15 protein-coding genes are annotated in these 14,471 nt (G+C 65.1%); 4 read left to right on the top strand and 11 right to left on the bottom strand.

Annotated elements, in window-relative coordinates; all coding sequences use genetic code 11:
- Positions 1-27: 27 nt before the first annotated feature.
- From IVB23_RS37830 to IVB23_RS37815, 4 genes are all read right to left on the bottom strand, one after another.
- Positions 28-468 carry a DUF1489 domain-containing protein gene (locus IVB23_RS37830; RefSeq protein ID WP_091889570.1) on the bottom strand — a complete coding sequence of 147 codons (441 nt, stop codon included), beginning with the start codon at positions 466-468 and terminating at the stop codon, positions 28-30.
- Between the two features lie 42 nt (positions 469-510).
- On the bottom strand, positions 511-1,479 hold the full coding sequence (locus tag IVB23_RS37825) for a hypothetical protein (protein WP_247802003.1): 969 nt from the start codon (positions 1,477-1,479) through the stop codon (positions 511-513).
- Positions 1,480-1,633: 154 nt separating this feature from the next.
- Entirely contained in the window at positions 1,634-1,837 is a 204-nt protein-coding gene (locus IVB23_RS37820; protein WP_085966667.1) for a hypothetical protein, read from the bottom strand.
- A 304-nt stretch (positions 1,838-2,141) separates the two neighbouring features.
- Positions 2,142-2,804 (bottom strand): glutathione S-transferase family protein, encoded by a 663-nt coding sequence (locus IVB23_RS37815; RefSeq protein WP_247802002.1) that lies wholly within the window; start codon positions 2,802-2,804, stop codon positions 2,142-2,144.
- Between the two features lie 135 nt (positions 2,805-2,939).
- On the opposite strand from IVB23_RS37815, the gene IVB23_RS37810 reads away from it, so the two are divergent.
- Positions 2,940-3,656 carry a DUF599 domain-containing protein gene (locus tag IVB23_RS37810; protein ID WP_197966145.1) on the top strand — a complete coding sequence of 239 codons (717 nt, stop codon included), beginning with the start codon at positions 2,940-2,942 and terminating at the stop codon, positions 3,654-3,656.
- A gap of 752 nt (positions 3,657-4,408) precedes the next feature.
- On the opposite strand, the gene IVB23_RS37805 is transcribed toward IVB23_RS37810, so the two are convergent.
- From IVB23_RS37805 to mgtE, 5 genes are all read right to left on the bottom strand, one after another.
- The gene (locus IVB23_RS37805; protein ID WP_247802001.1) at positions 4,409-5,341 is read right to left on the bottom strand and encodes a hypothetical protein; all 933 of its coding nucleotides are present in this window, start codon (positions 5,339-5,341) and stop codon (positions 4,409-4,411) included.
- 49 nt (positions 5,342-5,390) lie between these two features.
- A complete protein-coding gene (locus tag IVB23_RS37800; RefSeq protein ID WP_247802000.1) occupies positions 5,391-6,209 on the bottom strand; it encodes an aldo/keto reductase in 819 nt (272 codons plus the stop codon).
- 121 nt (positions 6,210-6,330) lie between these two features.
- Positions 6,331-6,627: a helix-turn-helix domain-containing protein gene (locus IVB23_RS37795; protein ID WP_061877258.1), complete on the bottom strand. Its 297-nt coding sequence runs from the start codon at positions 6,625-6,627 to the stop codon at positions 6,331-6,333.
- Positions 6,628-6,833: 206 nt separating this feature from the next.
- On the bottom strand, positions 6,834-8,105 hold the full coding sequence (locus IVB23_RS37790; RefSeq protein ID WP_247799878.1) for an IS110 family transposase: 1,272 nt from the start codon (positions 8,103-8,105) through the stop codon (positions 6,834-6,836).
- Positions 8,106-8,393: 288 nt separating this feature from the next.
- Positions 8,394-9,815 (bottom strand): magnesium transporter, encoded by a 1,422-nt coding sequence (gene mgtE / locus IVB23_RS37785; protein ID WP_061877257.1) that lies wholly within the window; start codon positions 9,813-9,815, stop codon positions 8,394-8,396.
- A 116-nt stretch (positions 9,816-9,931) separates the two neighbouring features.
- Here mgtE and IVB23_RS37780 point away from each other — a divergent pair, with 116 nt between their 5' ends.
- Complete coding sequence (locus IVB23_RS37780) at positions 9,932-10,705, top strand: polysaccharide deacetylase family protein (RefSeq protein WP_061877256.1); 774 nt, start codon at positions 9,932-9,934, stop codon at positions 10,703-10,705.
- Between the two features lie 161 nt (positions 10,706-10,866).
- Positions 10,867-12,204, top strand: a complete 1,338-nt coding sequence (locus IVB23_RS37775; RefSeq protein ID WP_197966148.1) for a polysaccharide deacetylase family protein — start codon at positions 10,867-10,869, stop codon at positions 12,202-12,204.
- 4 nt (positions 12,205-12,208) lie between these two features.
- Here the strand turns inward: IVB23_RS37775 and IVB23_RS37770 are convergent, their stop codons facing one another.
- Positions 12,209-12,583 (bottom strand): hypothetical protein, encoded by a 375-nt coding sequence (locus IVB23_RS37770; protein ID WP_061877254.1) that lies wholly within the window; start codon positions 12,581-12,583, stop codon positions 12,209-12,211.
- Between the two features lie 292 nt (positions 12,584-12,875).
- Between IVB23_RS37770 and IVB23_RS37765 the strand changes: the two genes are divergently transcribed.
- Entirely contained in the window at positions 12,876-13,133 is a 258-nt protein-coding gene (locus IVB23_RS37765) for a hypothetical protein (RefSeq protein WP_193374346.1), read from the top strand.
- 45 nt (positions 13,134-13,178) lie between these two features.
- Here IVB23_RS37765 and IVB23_RS37760 read toward each other — a convergent pair whose 3' ends face one another.
- Complete coding sequence (locus IVB23_RS37760) at positions 13,179-14,444, bottom strand: ABC transporter substrate-binding protein (RefSeq protein ID WP_247801999.1); 1,266 nt, start codon at positions 14,442-14,444, stop codon at positions 13,179-13,181.
- Positions 14,445-14,471: the final 27 nt, after the last annotated feature.

Genomic DNA, 14,471 nt, shown 5'->3' with positions numbered 1-14,471 from the left:
ACCGCTGCACACTTTTCCGGATCATGCTCATAGCAGCCCGAGATCACGCAGCTCGCGCCGCATCGGCTCCGGCATCGCCGCGATCGAGCCGGCCGCGGACTTGCCGAGATCGGCCGGAACGGAATCGTCGGTGAGATAGCGCCAGCCCTGGAACGGGCGCATCGGCCGCGGCGAGACCGAGATCACTTTCGGCTGCATCACGATCCGGCAGCGCCCGATACCGTCCTTGTCGCGGAACGGCTCGATGCCGATGATCTTTTCCCGCGCGGCGATCTCGCCCTTGATCACCCAATAGAGCGAACCGCCGGCGAGGATTTCGGCGTCGCGCTTGGGCACCATGCGGGTGATATGGATGTGACGTTGCGGCAGACCCTTCTTCTTGGCGGTCTGCATCCGTTCGGCCACCCACTCCTTCAATTCCTTGACGGAGTCGCAGCCGACGGCGAGCTTGATCAGATGGAGTGGCATGCCCAAGCATTAGCCGGGCAGCCACGCATTGGGAATGCCGATCTACTCGTTATCCGCAGCTGCCGGAGCCGGCGCCGAGGCCGGTGGCGCGAGAGGAACCGGGGCGGCAGCCGGCGCACGCGCGGCCTTCGGCGCCGGCGGTTTCTTGGCGGCGGGTGCCGCAGCCTGCGCCGAGGTTGCGGCCGGCGTGCGCGGCGCTGCGTTGGCTGCAGGCGCGGCCTGGCGCGATGTCGGGGACGGCTCCGCACTCATGATGCTTACCGGCGGCGTCGACGCAGCGCTCGGGAACTCCGCATTGGTCGGCCTGCCCGTCGGCACCGACGGCGGCAGCCCGGCAAGCGCGGCAGTGGCCGGCATCGCCGGCGCTGTTGCGGGCGTATTCCAGGTCGGCGCGTAGCGCGCGACCAGCGTGTCGTAGAGATGGGAGCCCATGTTGGCGGCGACCTGCTGCTGGTCGGTCAGCGAGCGGAACGCGGCGCAATCGAACTGCGTGCAGCCGTCGCGCACGATCAGCACATGCGCGACAAGGCCGTAGCGATCACGCTCAAGCGACTTGCGCAGCACCTTCATCTCGAGTGTCAGGTTCCTCTCCGCCGTGGCGACGTCGCCGAGCGCGGTCAGCCGGTCGATCCTGGCGGCCGTGTAGGACACGGCGGCGGCCGCGGCGTCAGGCGCGCCGAACAGCGCCTTCTCGCAACCAGCGGCGACGGCATCGCCCGCGAGATCGTCGAGACAGGACAGCGCCGGCAGGTTCGCGGTCACTGCGCCTTGCACGCGCGCTTCGGCCGGGGCGGCCTGCCCGTCCGGTGTATAGACGCGCACGGCGGCTGCCCCGGCGATCGCGATGGATAGCAGCGTAATGACGGTCAGCACGCCGTTGGCGACCGATCTATCGGCGCGCAGCAGCGTGACCAGGAGAATCAATCCGAAGAATCCGGCGACCGCCAGCGTCATCCACGTCGGGAAGGCCGACGAGTGCCCGTCGAGCGAATTAACCCATGCCCAATTCATGCGCGGCGTCCCCTCACGCGAGCAAAGAGCGAATGGTCAAGCGAGCACCGCGGGTCGGCAACTGCCCCGGCCCACCTTGTGAAGGTGAAGCGGGCCTTTTGACGGCGCGGGACACAAATCCCTGATGGCACCAATGCGCTGGTGCGGACAGCCTTCAGGAGAGCGCGAGCTGGCTTTCCTTGGCGACGCGCTCGAAGGCTTCGGTCGAGCTCTTGATCCGGTACTGGCAGTCGTCGCCGTCGGTCGGCAGCAGACGGATGACTTCGTACGAGCCGCTGGCAGCGGGACGCGCGACGTTGCTTGCCGTGAACAGGACGCGCGATCCCACGGGAAATTTGTGCTTCAACACCCTCTCCATTACTCAAACAGCGCCTACCTCGCCCAGTGTCCCACTGCGATGGCCGGCCGGAAACCCGGGCTGCTGTATAGCACGCGACTCGCCGTTTTGGCCAGCGCCATGGCAGCATGGCAAGCACCCAAATTTTTCAGTCATTTCAGAACGATAACGGGACAAATGGCGGGCCGATGATACCAGCGGAGCTGCTCGTTCCGCCGGCATGTCGCAGGCCGGTGTCGCACCCCCGATCCACCGCCCCTCGCTCATTGCCGGCCTGAGGCCGCCGGCCGGCGGGCCGGTCGGCAGCCCCCGTCAAAGCCTGCGGTCAGGCGTCCTCGAACTTCGCGATGACGAGCGTTTCGGCAAGCCCGTCGCGCGTCCATTCCTGGAATGCCGGCAGTGCCATCATCGTCTCCATGTAGGCTTTGGTGTCCGGCGTCACCTCGATCGCGTAGGTGCGAAACCGGTGCACGACCGGGGCATACATGGCGTCCGCCGCGCCGAAGCGGCCGAACAGGAACGGTCCCTTCGCGCCATAGCGGGCGCGGCACTCGCGCCAGATCGCCTCGATGCGCGCGACGTTGTCCTTGGCGTCCGCCGACAGCGCCACGGGGCGGATCGGTCGATGCAGGTTCATGCCGCATTCGTTGCGCAAGGCCATGAAGCCGGAATGCATCTCGGCGCACACAGAGCGGGCATGCGCGCGCGCAGCGACATCGTCTGGCCACAGCTTCACTTCCGGATAGCGCTCGGCGATGTACTCGATGATGGCGAGCGAATCCCACACCGTGATGTCACCGTCGACCAGCACCGGCACCTTGCCGGCGCGGCTGAAGGACAGGATCTGCTCCTTGTCGGCGGGATTATCGGTGTAGAGCGGGATGAGCGTCTCCACGAACGGAATGTCGTTGGCGCGGAGCGCGAGCCAGGGCCGCATCGACCATGACGAGTAGTTCTTGTTGCCGATCGCGAGTTTCAGCGGAGCCATGTCATCCATCCTTCCCGAGACGCTTTGAAGCGAGCCGCTTTTAACGCCATCGCCTGCTGCCAATCAATCGTTGCTGCGCCCCGTCATGCGTGGCAATCGTTGCGGTCCTCGCCAAGAGACAGACATGAGACAGACATGAGCAGGCACTGGGTCGACATTACCGCCGTCGGCTTCTTCATCATCGAATGGCTGGTCTACGCGCTGACGCTGGAACATTCGACCTATGGCCGCGACAGCCTGTCGGCGCGCATGAACCGCTATCGCGAGGTCTGGGTGCGCCGGATGCTCCACCGCGAGACGCGCATGGTCGACATGCAGATCATGGCCTCGCTGCAGAGCGGCACCGCCTTCTTCGCTTCCACCAGCCTGTTCGCGCTCGGCGGCGCGCTGGCGCTGCTGCACGCCACCAACGACGCCATCACGATTCTGAGCAAGCTGCCGGTCGACCTCAGCACCTCGCCCGCGATGTGGGAGCTGAAATGCGTCGGCCTCGTGCTGATCTGCGTCTACGCCTTCTTCAAATTCGCCTGGGCCTATCGCCTGTTCAACTACGTCGCGATCCTGTTCGGCGGCATGCCGCCGGCCGACCGGCGCGACACGTCGGAGGCCGAAGCCCATGTCATCCGCACCTCCCGCCTGTTCGAATCCGCCGGCCGCCATTTCAACCGCGGCCAGCGCGCCTTCTTCTTCGCGCTCGGCTATCTCGGCTGGTTCGTCAGTCCCTGGGTGCTGTTCGTGACCACGGCGGCGGTGGTGGTCGTGACCTGGCGACGGCAGTTCGCGTCCAGTGCATGGGCCGCGATGGCGCCGGAGGTGGTGAATGGTGAGGAGTTGCGGAAGCGCGGTCATTGAACACGTGCTGCTCTGCGTCCGCATTTCAACTCGCAGACACGCCTTCGCGTTCTCGCGGCTGAATTCGCCCGAGCCTTGCTTCGTCGCTCACCCTCTCGAGCCAAGAGGGCACAGGGAAGACCGGGTGCCGGCCGGCACCCGCGGTCCGCTGCGCGAAATGCACACGCAGGAAGAACCGCACAGCAGCATACAGGTGTAGCCAATCACTCGGCCTTCCCTGCACGATGGTCGGACGGCTTATGCCGTGCTCTCCCGGGAGCCGAGTTCGTTCTGGCCTCCCTCGCTCCCGCGAAATTCACCGGCACCGCGCCGGTTGACGCGACTGCCGCCTCCGCAGGAGCTTGACCGTAGCAACGACGGCCAGGACCACACGGTTTTGCCGTACGCGCGGCTCGCTTGACCCCACCGGCTCCGACGACGTTGTGCACGTTGCCATCGAATACCGCCGGGACGAACCTGTCAGCGCCGCTCGTCCGCACGCCGTTCCGGGCTCACGGAGAGCAATCCGCCCTGCCCTTCACATCTCGTGCACGACGCTGCCGCGTCCACCGCAAGCCCGGCTCGCGAAAACGACGACCTCATGATCGCCCCTCAAGAATGAGCCGGGATGGGCGACAAATACGCCATTTCCGAACTTCGGTAAAGCGGAATATTTTCGATGCGGCGGCTTGACAGCCGGCGACACAGCCAGATCCCGTAGCCCGCGATGAGCGAAGCGACATCCGGGATCTTTGCGAGTGGCTTCCCGGGAGCTAGCTTCCAAAATCCTTCGGGCTGAACGGCAAATCCAACACCTTCCATTCCCCGTACAAATTGGCCGGCAGCATCTTGTAGGGCTGGCAGTTCTGGAGCGCGCTCGTTGCGGACTTGACGATAGCCACGCCCTTCACGGACGGCGGAGCTTCGAGCAGGATCGGCTCGCGTGCCAGCGTGCCGTCGGTGGCGAACACCGTGCGCAGCTTGACCTGGACGTTGTCGGTCGGCGCGACCCCCGCCGGCAGCTTGGCGCAGCTTCTCAGATGGCGGCGAAGCGCGGCGATGACCTCGGGTGGAAGCTTCGCGGCGATCGAATCCTTGGCGTCGCCGCCATCGTCCTTGGGGACATCTTTCAGCTGCTCCGTCGGCAGTTCAGGCGGAAGGCCCAGCATGACGCCGTATTTGACGGTGACATCCGGCTCCGGAGGCAGATAGGCCGGCGGCGGCATGGCCTGTGGCTGCTGCATTGCCTGAGGTGGCGGTTGCGACTGCGACTGCTGAGGCAGCTGAGGCTGCGGTTGCACATTGGCCTCGTGCTGCTTCTGCGGCTGTGAGGATGGTGGCTGGTTCTGCCTTGCCTCAGGCGATGCCTGCGGGGATGGCGATGGTGCAGCAGCCTCCTGCTTGGCCGCGGGCTTGGGCGCTGCGTCGGCCTTGTCGGTGACATCCAGCTTCGGCAGCTTCAGATCGGGGAGCGGCTCCGGCGGCTTCTCCTTTGCCTCGTCCTTGGACTTCTCCTCGACCTTCTCGTCCGCTTTGGCCTCTTCCTGCCTGACCTGCTCCGGCGTGACGATGTCCACCATCACGGTCTCGGGCGGCGCGGCGTGGAACGGATGGACTTCGCTGATCAGGATGATCAGCCCCACCAGCGTCAGATGCGCGATCGCCGACGCCGCAATGTCCGTCCGTATGATCTTCCGCAGTTCCATCGACCGATCTTGGGTTGCTGCCGCGGTCCTAGCATAACGGAAGTCCCCCTCAATCCCATTTCGGCGCGAAGCCGAAATCGGTCAGGCGTCCCCTGGGATTGGCGAGCCCGGCGACCCGGCTCATCTCGTCCTCCGACAGCTCGAAATCGAAGATGTCGATGTTTTCCGACAGACGCTCGACGCGCGAGGTGCGCGGGATCGCAGCGACATTCTGCTGCACCAGCCAGCGCAGGCAGACCTGCGCCGGCGTCTTGCCGTGGGCGCGCCCGATTTCGGCAAGCGTCTGATCGGACTTGATGCGGCCCCTCGCAATCGGGCTGTAGGCGACCAGCGCGAGGCCGTGCTGGTCGCAGGCTGCCCTCACCTTCGCCTGGTCGAGATAAGGGTGATATTCGACCTGGTTGCAGACGAGCGGCTCGGCCGACAGCGCGACCGCCTGCTCGATCAGCGCCACCGTGAAATTGGAGACGCCGATGTGGCGGGTCAGTCCCATCTGCCTGGCGTGCGACAGCGCGCCCAGCGTCTCCGCCAGCGGCACGTGGGAGTTGGGCCAGTGCAGCAGCAACAGATCGACGCAGGGAAGCCGCAACCGGGCGAGGCTCTCCTTGACCGAGCGTTCGAGATCGTTGGGCGCGAAATGGTTGGTCCAGACCTTGGTGGTGAGGAAGACGTCGTCGCGGCGCACGCCGGAGGCGCGCAAGCCGTCGCCGACCTCCCGCTCATTGTCGTAGACCTGCGCGGTGTCGATGTGACGATAGCCGAACCGCAGCGCCTGCTCGACCACGCGCGCGGCAGGCCTGCCGCTCAGCTCCCAGGTCCCGAGCCCGATCGCCGGGATTCTCGCGCCATTGGCCTCGACGAACAGCATGAGGAATCCTCTCTGTTGCGGCAGCCCGAAATATCATTATGGACCCGGCCGATGATGCTGCCAACGGACGCCGCAACGATCGGCGCGAATATTCAGGTGCAGGACTAACGAGAGGTGTGCGTCAGACCTTGGCGAGCGCCTGGAACACGGTGTCCGGCGCATGCGCGATCACCGCGAGCAGCGCGCGGGCAGGCCCCCGTGGAGCGCGCTTGCCCTGCTCCCAATTGCGGATGGTCTCGACGGGGACGCCGAGCTTGGCGGCGAACTCCATCTGGGTCAGGCAGGCGCGGCGCCGCAGATCGCGCACCGCGAGCGGGCCGGTATCGCCCGGCGCGGCATTGGCCGCAGGCTGAACCGGAAATTCCTGCCCATCCCGCAATTCGACGATCCGTCCGTCCGCCTTCAGCCGCAACCGCATGCCGATTCCCCCAAGCACAGCGATGATGCGGCAGGTCGCTTAAGGTGGGATTAAAAACGCAGCGCAGTCGGGGCACGAGGGTTAGAGTGCCCCGCCGCCTCCCCGTCATTGCGAGGAGCTCTTGCGACGAAGCAATCCAGGATCTTTCCGTGGAGGGATTCTGGAATGCTTCGCTGCGCTAGGAAGAAACTGCTGGTTGTTTAGGGTCAGGCCGCCTCCGCGATGTGCTGGAGTTGGACGGTGAAGCCGAGCTTTTTGAGGCGCGCGACCAAGCGGCTTGCCTTGACCTCGGTGGGCCGACGGTCGAAGTAGGCGGCGCCGAGGTCGTGGTGCTCGGTGCCGTTTTTGAGGATGTGGTAGATGGCGGTGAGGAGCGAGGCGGCGACAGCGCAGATGGCTTTTTGAGGTCCGCGTCTGGCCTGCAAGCGGAAGAACTGCGCTCGGTAGTAACTGTTCTTTGAGCGCTTGGCGGCCCAAGCACATTGAACGAGCATCGTCTTGAGCCACGGCGCCCCCTTGCGCAGGCGCGAGGACTTGCGCTTGCCGGCGCTCTCGTTCTGCCCGGGGCACAGGCCGGCCCAGGCAACGAGATGGCCGGCAGTCTCGAAGCGGCTCATATCGGCGCCGATCTCGGATAAAATTGCCGGCGCTGCCACCGCGCTGATCCCGGGGACCGTGGTCAACAATCCGATCAAGTGGCGAAAGGGGATCTTGCCACCGCCTGCCTCCGCTTCCATGCCCTCGATCCGCTGAGCGATTTCGACATCAAGCTTGCGGATCGTCTCATCCAGACCATCGCGTTGCTTCAGGTGAAGCGCGAGCAGAAAGCGATGGTGATCCGTCAGGCGCCCGTGCAACGCATCGTAAAGCTCCTTCGGCGACGCCTTGAGCTGCTTGCCGGCAAGCTCGGCCAGCTTGTTCGGCTGCCGGACGCCGTCGATCATCGCCTGGATGATCCGCCGGCCGCTCGCGCCCATGATGTCGGAGATCACCGAGCCGAGCTTGATGTTGGCTTCCGCCAGCGTCTTGTCGATCCGCTGCACGTGCCGCGCCTGCTCGCGCACCAGTTGCTTGCGCGTTCGCGTCAGCGCGCGCAGCTCCTGTACCTTCTCCTCGGGAATGAAGCTGCCTTTGATCAGCCCGCAGGCCAACAGATCGGCGATCCACATCGCATCGTTCATGTCGGTCTTGCGTCCCGGCACATTCTTGATATGCGCCGCATTGGCGACGATCAATTCAAAGGCGCCTTCGCCCAGGATCCGGAACACCGGCATCCAGTAGACGCCCGTCGCCTCCACCGCCACATGCGTGCACCGGCTTTCTTCCAGCCACCTTCTCAGCTCCACGAGCGGGTCCGTCGTGGCCGCAAAAGTCCGGCACTCCCGCTGCGCCTTGCCATCGACCATGATCCGCACGCAGGCCACGACCGTGTCCCTGTGTACATCCAGCCCCGCCACCCGCTCATACAAAATATCCATGCTCCTCTCCTCAACAGTTAGCGCCGGCGGCATAGGCGCCTGTCAGAAAAGAATGCTAGGAAGCGTGCTCGAGGGCCATGCAGCCCCTCCGCGCCAGTGTGGGTTATCCAGGCAACCCGGGTCCAACTCGCAACCGGGCTCTCGCGCACCAGAGAGTAATCGACCTCTTTGCCGACGGCCTCTCAAAATACCGCATTTGCCCACGCTCCGACAGTTTCATCCAGCGCGCGTCGGCTCCTCAATGCCGGTCCCAACTCGCAATGACGTGGAGAGAGCGTGCGCCGTTCGCTACTTCAGCCCGAACCACAGGGTCGCGATACCGAGGAAGGAGAAGAAGCCGACCACGTCGGTCACAGTGGTCACGAAGGTGCCAGACGCCACCGCCGGGTCGGCCCGGACGCGATCCAGCGCCATCGGGATCAGGATTCCGCCGAGCGCGCCGGCGACGAGGTTGCAGATGATGGCGAGCCCGATGACGATGCCGAGGCCCGGGATCTTGAACCAGGCGACTGCGGCGATGCCGGTGATCACGGCGAAGGCGAGGCCGTTGACGAGGCCGACCAGGGCCTCGCGCAGCACCACGCGCCAGGCGTTGGAGGAGCCGAGCTCGCGCGTCGCCAGCGCCCGCACCGCCACCGTCATGGTCTGGGTCGCCGCATTGCCGCCCTGGCTCGCCACGATCGGCGCCAGCACCGCGAGCGCCACCATCTTTTCCAGCTGGCCCTCGAACAGGCCGAGCACGGATGACGCCAGGAACGCGGTGGCGAGATTCACCAGCAGCCAGTTGAAGCGGCCGCGCGCAATCGTCAGGAAGGTGTCCGACAGCTCTTCGTCGCTGGTGACGCCGCCGAGCGCCTTGAGGTCCTCGTCCGCCTCCTCCTCGATGACGTCGACGACGTCGTCGACGGTGATGACGCCGACCAGACGGTCCTGGGTGTCGAGCACGGGCGCGGCGACGAGATTGTACTTGCCGAACATGCGCGCCACCTCTTCCTGGTCCTCCAGGACGGAGACGCGGCGGCGGTCTTCGTCGGTCAGCTCGGTCAGCGCCACCGGACGGCGCGTGCGCAAGAGTACGTCGAGCGGCACCGCGCCCAGCCAGTGCTGGTCCTTGTCGACGACGTAGATCTCGTAAAAACGGTCGGGCAGATCCGGCGTCTCGCGCATGTAGTCGATCGCCTGGCCCACGGTGAAATCCTGGGGCACTGCGATGAACTCGGTCTGCATCCGGCGGCCGGCGGAGTTCTCCGGATAGAGCAGGCTGCGCTCGAGCGCGACGCGCTCCTTGAGCGGCAACTTTTCGAGGATCTGCTCCTGCTCGGCCTCGTCGAGGGTTTCCAGGAGCTCGACCGCATCGTCGGATTCGAGCTCGCGGACGCCCTCGGCGACCGTCTCCGGCGGCAGCTCCTCGAGGATCTCCTCGCGGACGGCCTCGTCGACCTCGTTCAGGGCCGAGAAGTCGAAATCGCGCCCCGTCAGCTCGACCAGGCGGACGCGGTCGTCGGGCTCCAGGGCACCGATCAGATCGCCGAGATCGGCCTCGTGCAGTTCGGCGACGCAGGCACGCAGCGCAGCGCTGTCGCCAGCCTCGATCGCCCGGGCAATTTCTTCGACGAATTCGTGCCGAATTTCGCCGTTCTCATTGCGCATCGGCACGTGGTCGAGTACCGAATCCGAGGCGGATGGGGCAACGTCCATATGTTCATCCATGGCGCGCCTCGCCGGTTGACAGGTTGGAACCAGTGGTCTGAGCTGATGGCTCAGGCAATACCCACAAGGCAACTCTGGGCGCAATGACAAAGATGCTTGGATTGAAATGGACATCGATGACGGCGGGCGCGATCGTTGCGGCCCTCACCGGCATTGCCTCGACCCATGCCGCCGAGTGCCCGCGCAAGGATGCGCTCGGCACTTCGCGCATCCTGACCGTCGACGCCAAGACGTATCCGCGCGTCGGCTTGAAGAGCTTTCCCCAGACGCTGCCGCTGGCGGATCACGAGGTCGTGCTGACCTTCGACGACGGGCCGTACCCGCCGACGACGTCGAAGGTGCTGGCGGCGCTGGCGAACGAGTGCGTGCGCGCGACCTTCTTCCTGATCGGCCAGCACGCCGCAGAGTTTCCCGACATGGTCAAGCGCATCGCCCGCGAAGGCCACACCGTCGGCCACCACACCTGGTCGCATCCGTTCATGGCGCATATCCCGTTCGACAAGGCGATGGCCGACCTCGACCGCGGCATCGCTGCCGTCGAGATGGCGCTGCACGGCACCTCGACGACGACGCCCTCGACGCCGTTTTTCCGTTTTCCCTATTTCGAGTCGACGCAGGCAGAGCTCGACCTGCTCCAGTCGCGCGGCATCGTCGTGTTCGGGGCCGATCTCTGGGCGAGCGACTGGGAGGAGATCACGCCGGAGCAGGAATTGAAACTCGTCACCGACCGCCTGGCGGCGAGCGGCAAGGGCATCATCCTCTTCCACGACAACAAGGTGCGCACGGCCGCAATGATGCCGGCCTTCCTGCGGTATCTGAGGGAGAACGGCTATCGGGTGGTCCACGTGGTACCAGCGGGCACGTCACAGAAGAGCGCCGATGCACATTGATGCCGGAATGTCACGCCAGCGCAAAATGGGGTGATCCCGGCCCAATTAACACTCTGTTCATGCTACCTCCTGCAAAGATGGTTGGGGCATCGCCCCTGAACCATTCCGGGGCGTCTCCGACCTACTAAGGCGGCAATCACGCACGAGGGCAGACGAGGTTCATGATCGGAATTAGCGTTGTTTTGCGGACGCGATCGTGGATCGTCCTCTGTCTGGGAATGCTGACTGTCGGCGCACCGGCGGCCTTCGCGGCCGACTGTCCCGGCCACCCGGACGCCCTCGGCACCTCCCGCACCCTCGTGGTCGATCCGCGCGAGCATCCGCTGATCGGCACCATGCAATACCGCGAGACATTGCCGCTGAAGGACCATGAGGTCGTCCTGACCTTCGACGACGGTCCGCTGCCGAAATATTCCAACCAGGTGCTCCAGATCCTCGCCGACGAGTGCATCAAGGCGACCTTCTTCATCATCGGCAGCCAGGCCAAGGCCAATCCGGAAGGCGTGCGCAAGCTGGTCGCGGCGGGCCATACCGTCGGCACGCACAGCATGGACCATCCGCTGACCTTCGACCGGATGCCGATCGACAAGGCCGAGGCCGAGATCAACGGCGGAATCGCGTGGACCTCGGCCGCGATGACCGATCCGTCCCAACTCGCCCCGTTCTTCCGCATTCCGGGCCTGATGCGCGCCGAGGGCGTCGAGAATTATCTGATCTCGCGCGGCATCCAGGTCTGGAGCGCCGATTTCCCTGCCGACGACTGGCGGCATGTGTCGTCCGACCGCGTCTACCAGCTCGCGATCCAGCGGCTGGAGGCCAAGGGCAAGGGTATCCTGCTGCTGCACGACATCCAGGCCCGCACGGTGGCGGCGCTGCCCAAGATCATCCGCGACCTCAAGGCGCGCGGCTATCGCATTGTGCATGTGGTACCCGCGACCGCCGAGCGGCCGGCGACGCCGACCACGACGGTGGAATGGCTGCTGCATCCGCCGACCGAGACGACGCCGATCGCGCGCTGGCCGCGCGTGCCGAATTTCGTGTTCACGCAGACCCGGGCGCTGCCGGCGCCCGCTCTTGCCGACCTCAATGCGCTGGCCGAGCATCAGCCGCTGCTGCCGCTCCGGACCATGGCGCAGGCCAATGTCGCAGCCACCCTGCCCGCGCCCGGCCGCGCGCTCTTTGCGATCCCCGAAGGCTCGGTGGAGGTGCTGCTGTCGACGACCCTATCTCGGCGTGCCGCGACGCGGCTGGCGATGGCGGCCGAGGCAACTCGTGCGGCCAAGGACAAGGCTGCACATGCCAAAGCAGCAAAGGGCAAGGCGGCCAAGCTGCAGGGACGGCGCACGGCGCATGCGGCGGCGGCACCGGATCATGTCGAGCAGCCCAAGGGCACGACGGCCAAGGGCACGACAGCCACGGGCACTGCACCCAAGGGCCCGGCATCCAGAAGCGCCACCACCCGACCGACCCGCGTCGCCAGCCTGAAGAAGCGCGCCTGAGCCCTCACTGCCGCATGATCGCGGCGACGCAGAGCAGCACGATCAGCGCCAGGAAGAACAGGTCCATATAGGACTTGAGCTCGCCATCGCGCCGCAGCCGCGCCACGTCGGCGACGACCTGCCTGCGCGCAGAGGCTCCGCCTGAACCGTCACTGATCGAGGTCTGCAGGCGCTTGGTCTCGGCCTCCAGCTTCTCGATCTTCTGAAAGAAGTAGAACGCGCGCAGCGTCGAAGCGGCGCGCATGCCGGCATAGACCAGCACCAGGATCGCCAGGATCGCCCGGTTCGGATACTTCTCCATGAAGTTCAGGCTGAAATAGACCACCGCCATGAACGCGAAATTGGTGAGGAAGCGGTAGACGAAGCTAAGAAAGGCCATGCTGGCTCGAACCTTTGAGGGGCGCGCAACTCGATCGTGTTGCGAAATTTCGGGATGGGGGACCCGGACCGGAACGGCCGGCCTGGATGCGGCAGCGGCCCGTCTACGCCAAGTTTGTTTCAACAAAGATACTATCGCCCCGAAACTTGCCGCCTTTTAGCCAGACGCGGCCACAACACAGGCCGGAATATGGCCGATCGGACTGCCCGCGCGGCATGCCCGCGACGGCTTAATGGCGATTTGGCCGAAGTCGCGGTAAACTGCCGGCCGCCGCCATATGTGGGGTCTGCCGATGCCGAAGAAGGGAATCACGGGCCACGACGAGTGGGTTCTGACCGAGGCGCTCGCAACCGCCCTGGTCGCGCTGGAGCAACTCGCACCGAAGCACCAGCCGAACGCCCATATGGACGACATCCGCAAGCTGCTCGCGAACGGCAAGGAGCCGGCGGCAGTGAGCCTGCATCTCGCCCAGGCCAAATGCCGCCTGTTTCCCGAGATCGACCCGCTGGAGATCTACCGGGAATACGGCATCGGCGAGGAGTATGGCTGAAGAGGCGCCGTTCGAGGAACCGCAAGGCTTGCACGGGGCAATGCGCTAGTTCTGCGAGGTCTTCAGCAGTGGGCACTCGCTCTGGCTCAGGGGAAGATAGGCTTCCTCGGCCGGAATGGTCTCGACCACATTGTAATAGTCCCAGGGGACTTTCACGTCCGCAGGCTTTTTGACCTCGACGAGATAGAAATCGTGCACGAGCTTGTTGTCGGCGCGCAGCCGCGCGCCGGGCGCATAGAAATCGTCCACGGGCATCGACCGCAGCTTCTCCAGGACCGCGTTGGTTTCATCCGTCCCTGCGGCAGCCGCAGCTCTCAGGTAGTGCAGCACAGCCGAATAGACGGCGGCCTGCGGCGCGGTCGGCATGGCGTTGTGAAGCTTGTAGAAGCGCTGCCCAAAGGCCCGCGTTGCCTCATTGAGAGCCCAGTACCACGCAGTGACCGTCGTCAATCCCTTGGCCGTTTCGGCGCCCATGGCGTGCACATCGGTCAAAAACATGAGCTCCGCAACGGCCTTCTGAGACCCGGCATTCATTCCGAACTCATTCCATTGCTTCATCGAGGTCACGAGCTGTTCGCCAGCATTGGCGAACGCGACCACTTTGGCCTTCGAGGCCTGGGCCTGGAGCAGGAAAGAGCTGTAGTCGGCATTTCCCAGCGGATGAAAGACCGCGCCGAGCGACTTGGCACCAGTCGCCGCGAGCACGCGCTGAGACACTTCGACCATATTGCGCCCAAACGCATAGTCGGACGCGATGAAGAACCAGCTGTCGTATCCTTGCGACACCAGCTTTCGGACCGAGCCGGCGACCAGATTGTAATTGTCGTGCAACCACATCAGACCGGCGCGCGAACATTGCTTGCCGCCGATTTCGGTGGTCCCGACCGCCGAGTAGATGACGATCCGGTTCTTGTCGCGCGCGATCGACTGGATGGCGAGTGCGACCGCCGAGTTGCCGACGTCGACCACCATGTCGACGCCGTCCACGTCGAACCATTTGCGGACGATCTGGGCGCCGATATCCGGCTTGTTCTGGTGGTCCGCGACGACGATGTCGACCTTCAGGCCCGGCGCGACCTTCTGGAAATCCTGGACCGCCATCTTCGCGGCGACGACGGAGCCGGGTCCGGCAAGGTCGGACAATGGTCCCGCCTGGTCGTTGATGATGCCGATCCGGACAACGTCACCGGAAAAATCGGCGGCCAGGCTCCGTTCGGCGAATGCGACCGGACCCAGCGTCAGGATGATGCCGAAGACCGACCGGCAAAGTCCGATGCGCCATGACTGCAACGCCCCAACGTGATCCACCATCTTCCCCTCCGCTCTGGCACCGCGACG

Source organism: Bradyrhizobium sp. 191 (genome assembly GCF_023100985.1).
In the GTDB taxonomy this organism is placed as follows: Bacteria; Pseudomonadota; Alphaproteobacteria; order Rhizobiales; family Xanthobacteraceae; genus Bradyrhizobium; species Bradyrhizobium diversitatis.
The sequence above is the reverse complement of the archived record's forward strand: the minus strand, read 5'-3'. Positions and strand labels throughout refer to the sequence as shown.

Bases quoted from the DNA above. Each gene is read 5' to 3' on its own strand.
- IVB23_RS37830 (WP_091889570.1), bottom strand. From the start codon at position 468: ATGCCACTCCATCTGATCAAGCTCGCCGTCGGCTGCGACTCCGTCAAG.
- IVB23_RS37825 (WP_247802003.1), bottom strand. From the start codon at position 1,479: ATGAATTGGGCATGGGTTAATTCGCTCGACGGGCACTCGTCGGCCTTC.
- IVB23_RS37820 (WP_085966667.1), bottom strand. From the start codon at position 1,837: ATGGAGAGGGTGTTGAAGCACAAATTTCCCGTGGGATCGCGCGTCCTG.
- IVB23_RS37815 (WP_247802002.1), bottom strand. From the start codon at position 2,804: ATGGCTCCGCTGAAACTCGCGATCGGCAACAAGAACTACTCGTCATGG.
- IVB23_RS37810 (WP_197966145.1), top strand. From the start codon at position 2,940: ATGAGCAGGCACTGGGTCGACATTACCGCCGTCGGCTTCTTCATCATC.
- IVB23_RS37805 (WP_247802001.1), bottom strand. From the start codon at position 5,341: ATGGAACTGCGGAAGATCATACGGACGGACATTGCGGCGTCGGCGATC.
- IVB23_RS37800 (WP_247802000.1), bottom strand. From the start codon at position 6,209: ATGCTGTTCGTCGAGGCCAATGGCGCGAGAATCCCGGCGATCGGGCTC.
- IVB23_RS37795 (WP_061877258.1), bottom strand. From the start codon at position 6,627: ATGCGGTTGCGGCTGAAGGCGGACGGACGGATCGTCGAATTGCGGGAT.
- IVB23_RS37790 (WP_247799878.1), bottom strand. From the start codon at position 8,105: ATGGATATTTTGTATGAGCGGGTGGCGGGGCTGGATGTACACAGGGAC.
- mgtE (WP_061877257.1), bottom strand. From the start codon at position 9,815: ATGGATGAACATATGGACGTTGCCCCATCCGCCTCGGATTCGGTACTC.
- IVB23_RS37780 (WP_061877256.1), top strand. From the start codon at position 9,932: ATGACGGCGGGCGCGATCGTTGCGGCCCTCACCGGCATTGCCTCGACC.
- IVB23_RS37775 (WP_197966148.1), top strand. From the start codon at position 10,867: ATGATCGGAATTAGCGTTGTTTTGCGGACGCGATCGTGGATCGTCCTC.
- IVB23_RS37770 (WP_061877254.1), bottom strand. From the start codon at position 12,583: ATGGCCTTTCTTAGCTTCGTCTACCGCTTCCTCACCAATTTCGCGTTC.
- IVB23_RS37765 (WP_193374346.1), top strand. From the start codon at position 12,876: ATGCCGAAGAAGGGAATCACGGGCCACGACGAGTGGGTTCTGACCGAG.
- IVB23_RS37760 (WP_247801999.1), bottom strand. From the start codon at position 14,444: ATGGTGGATCACGTTGGGGCGTTGCAGTCATGGCGCATCGGACTTTGC.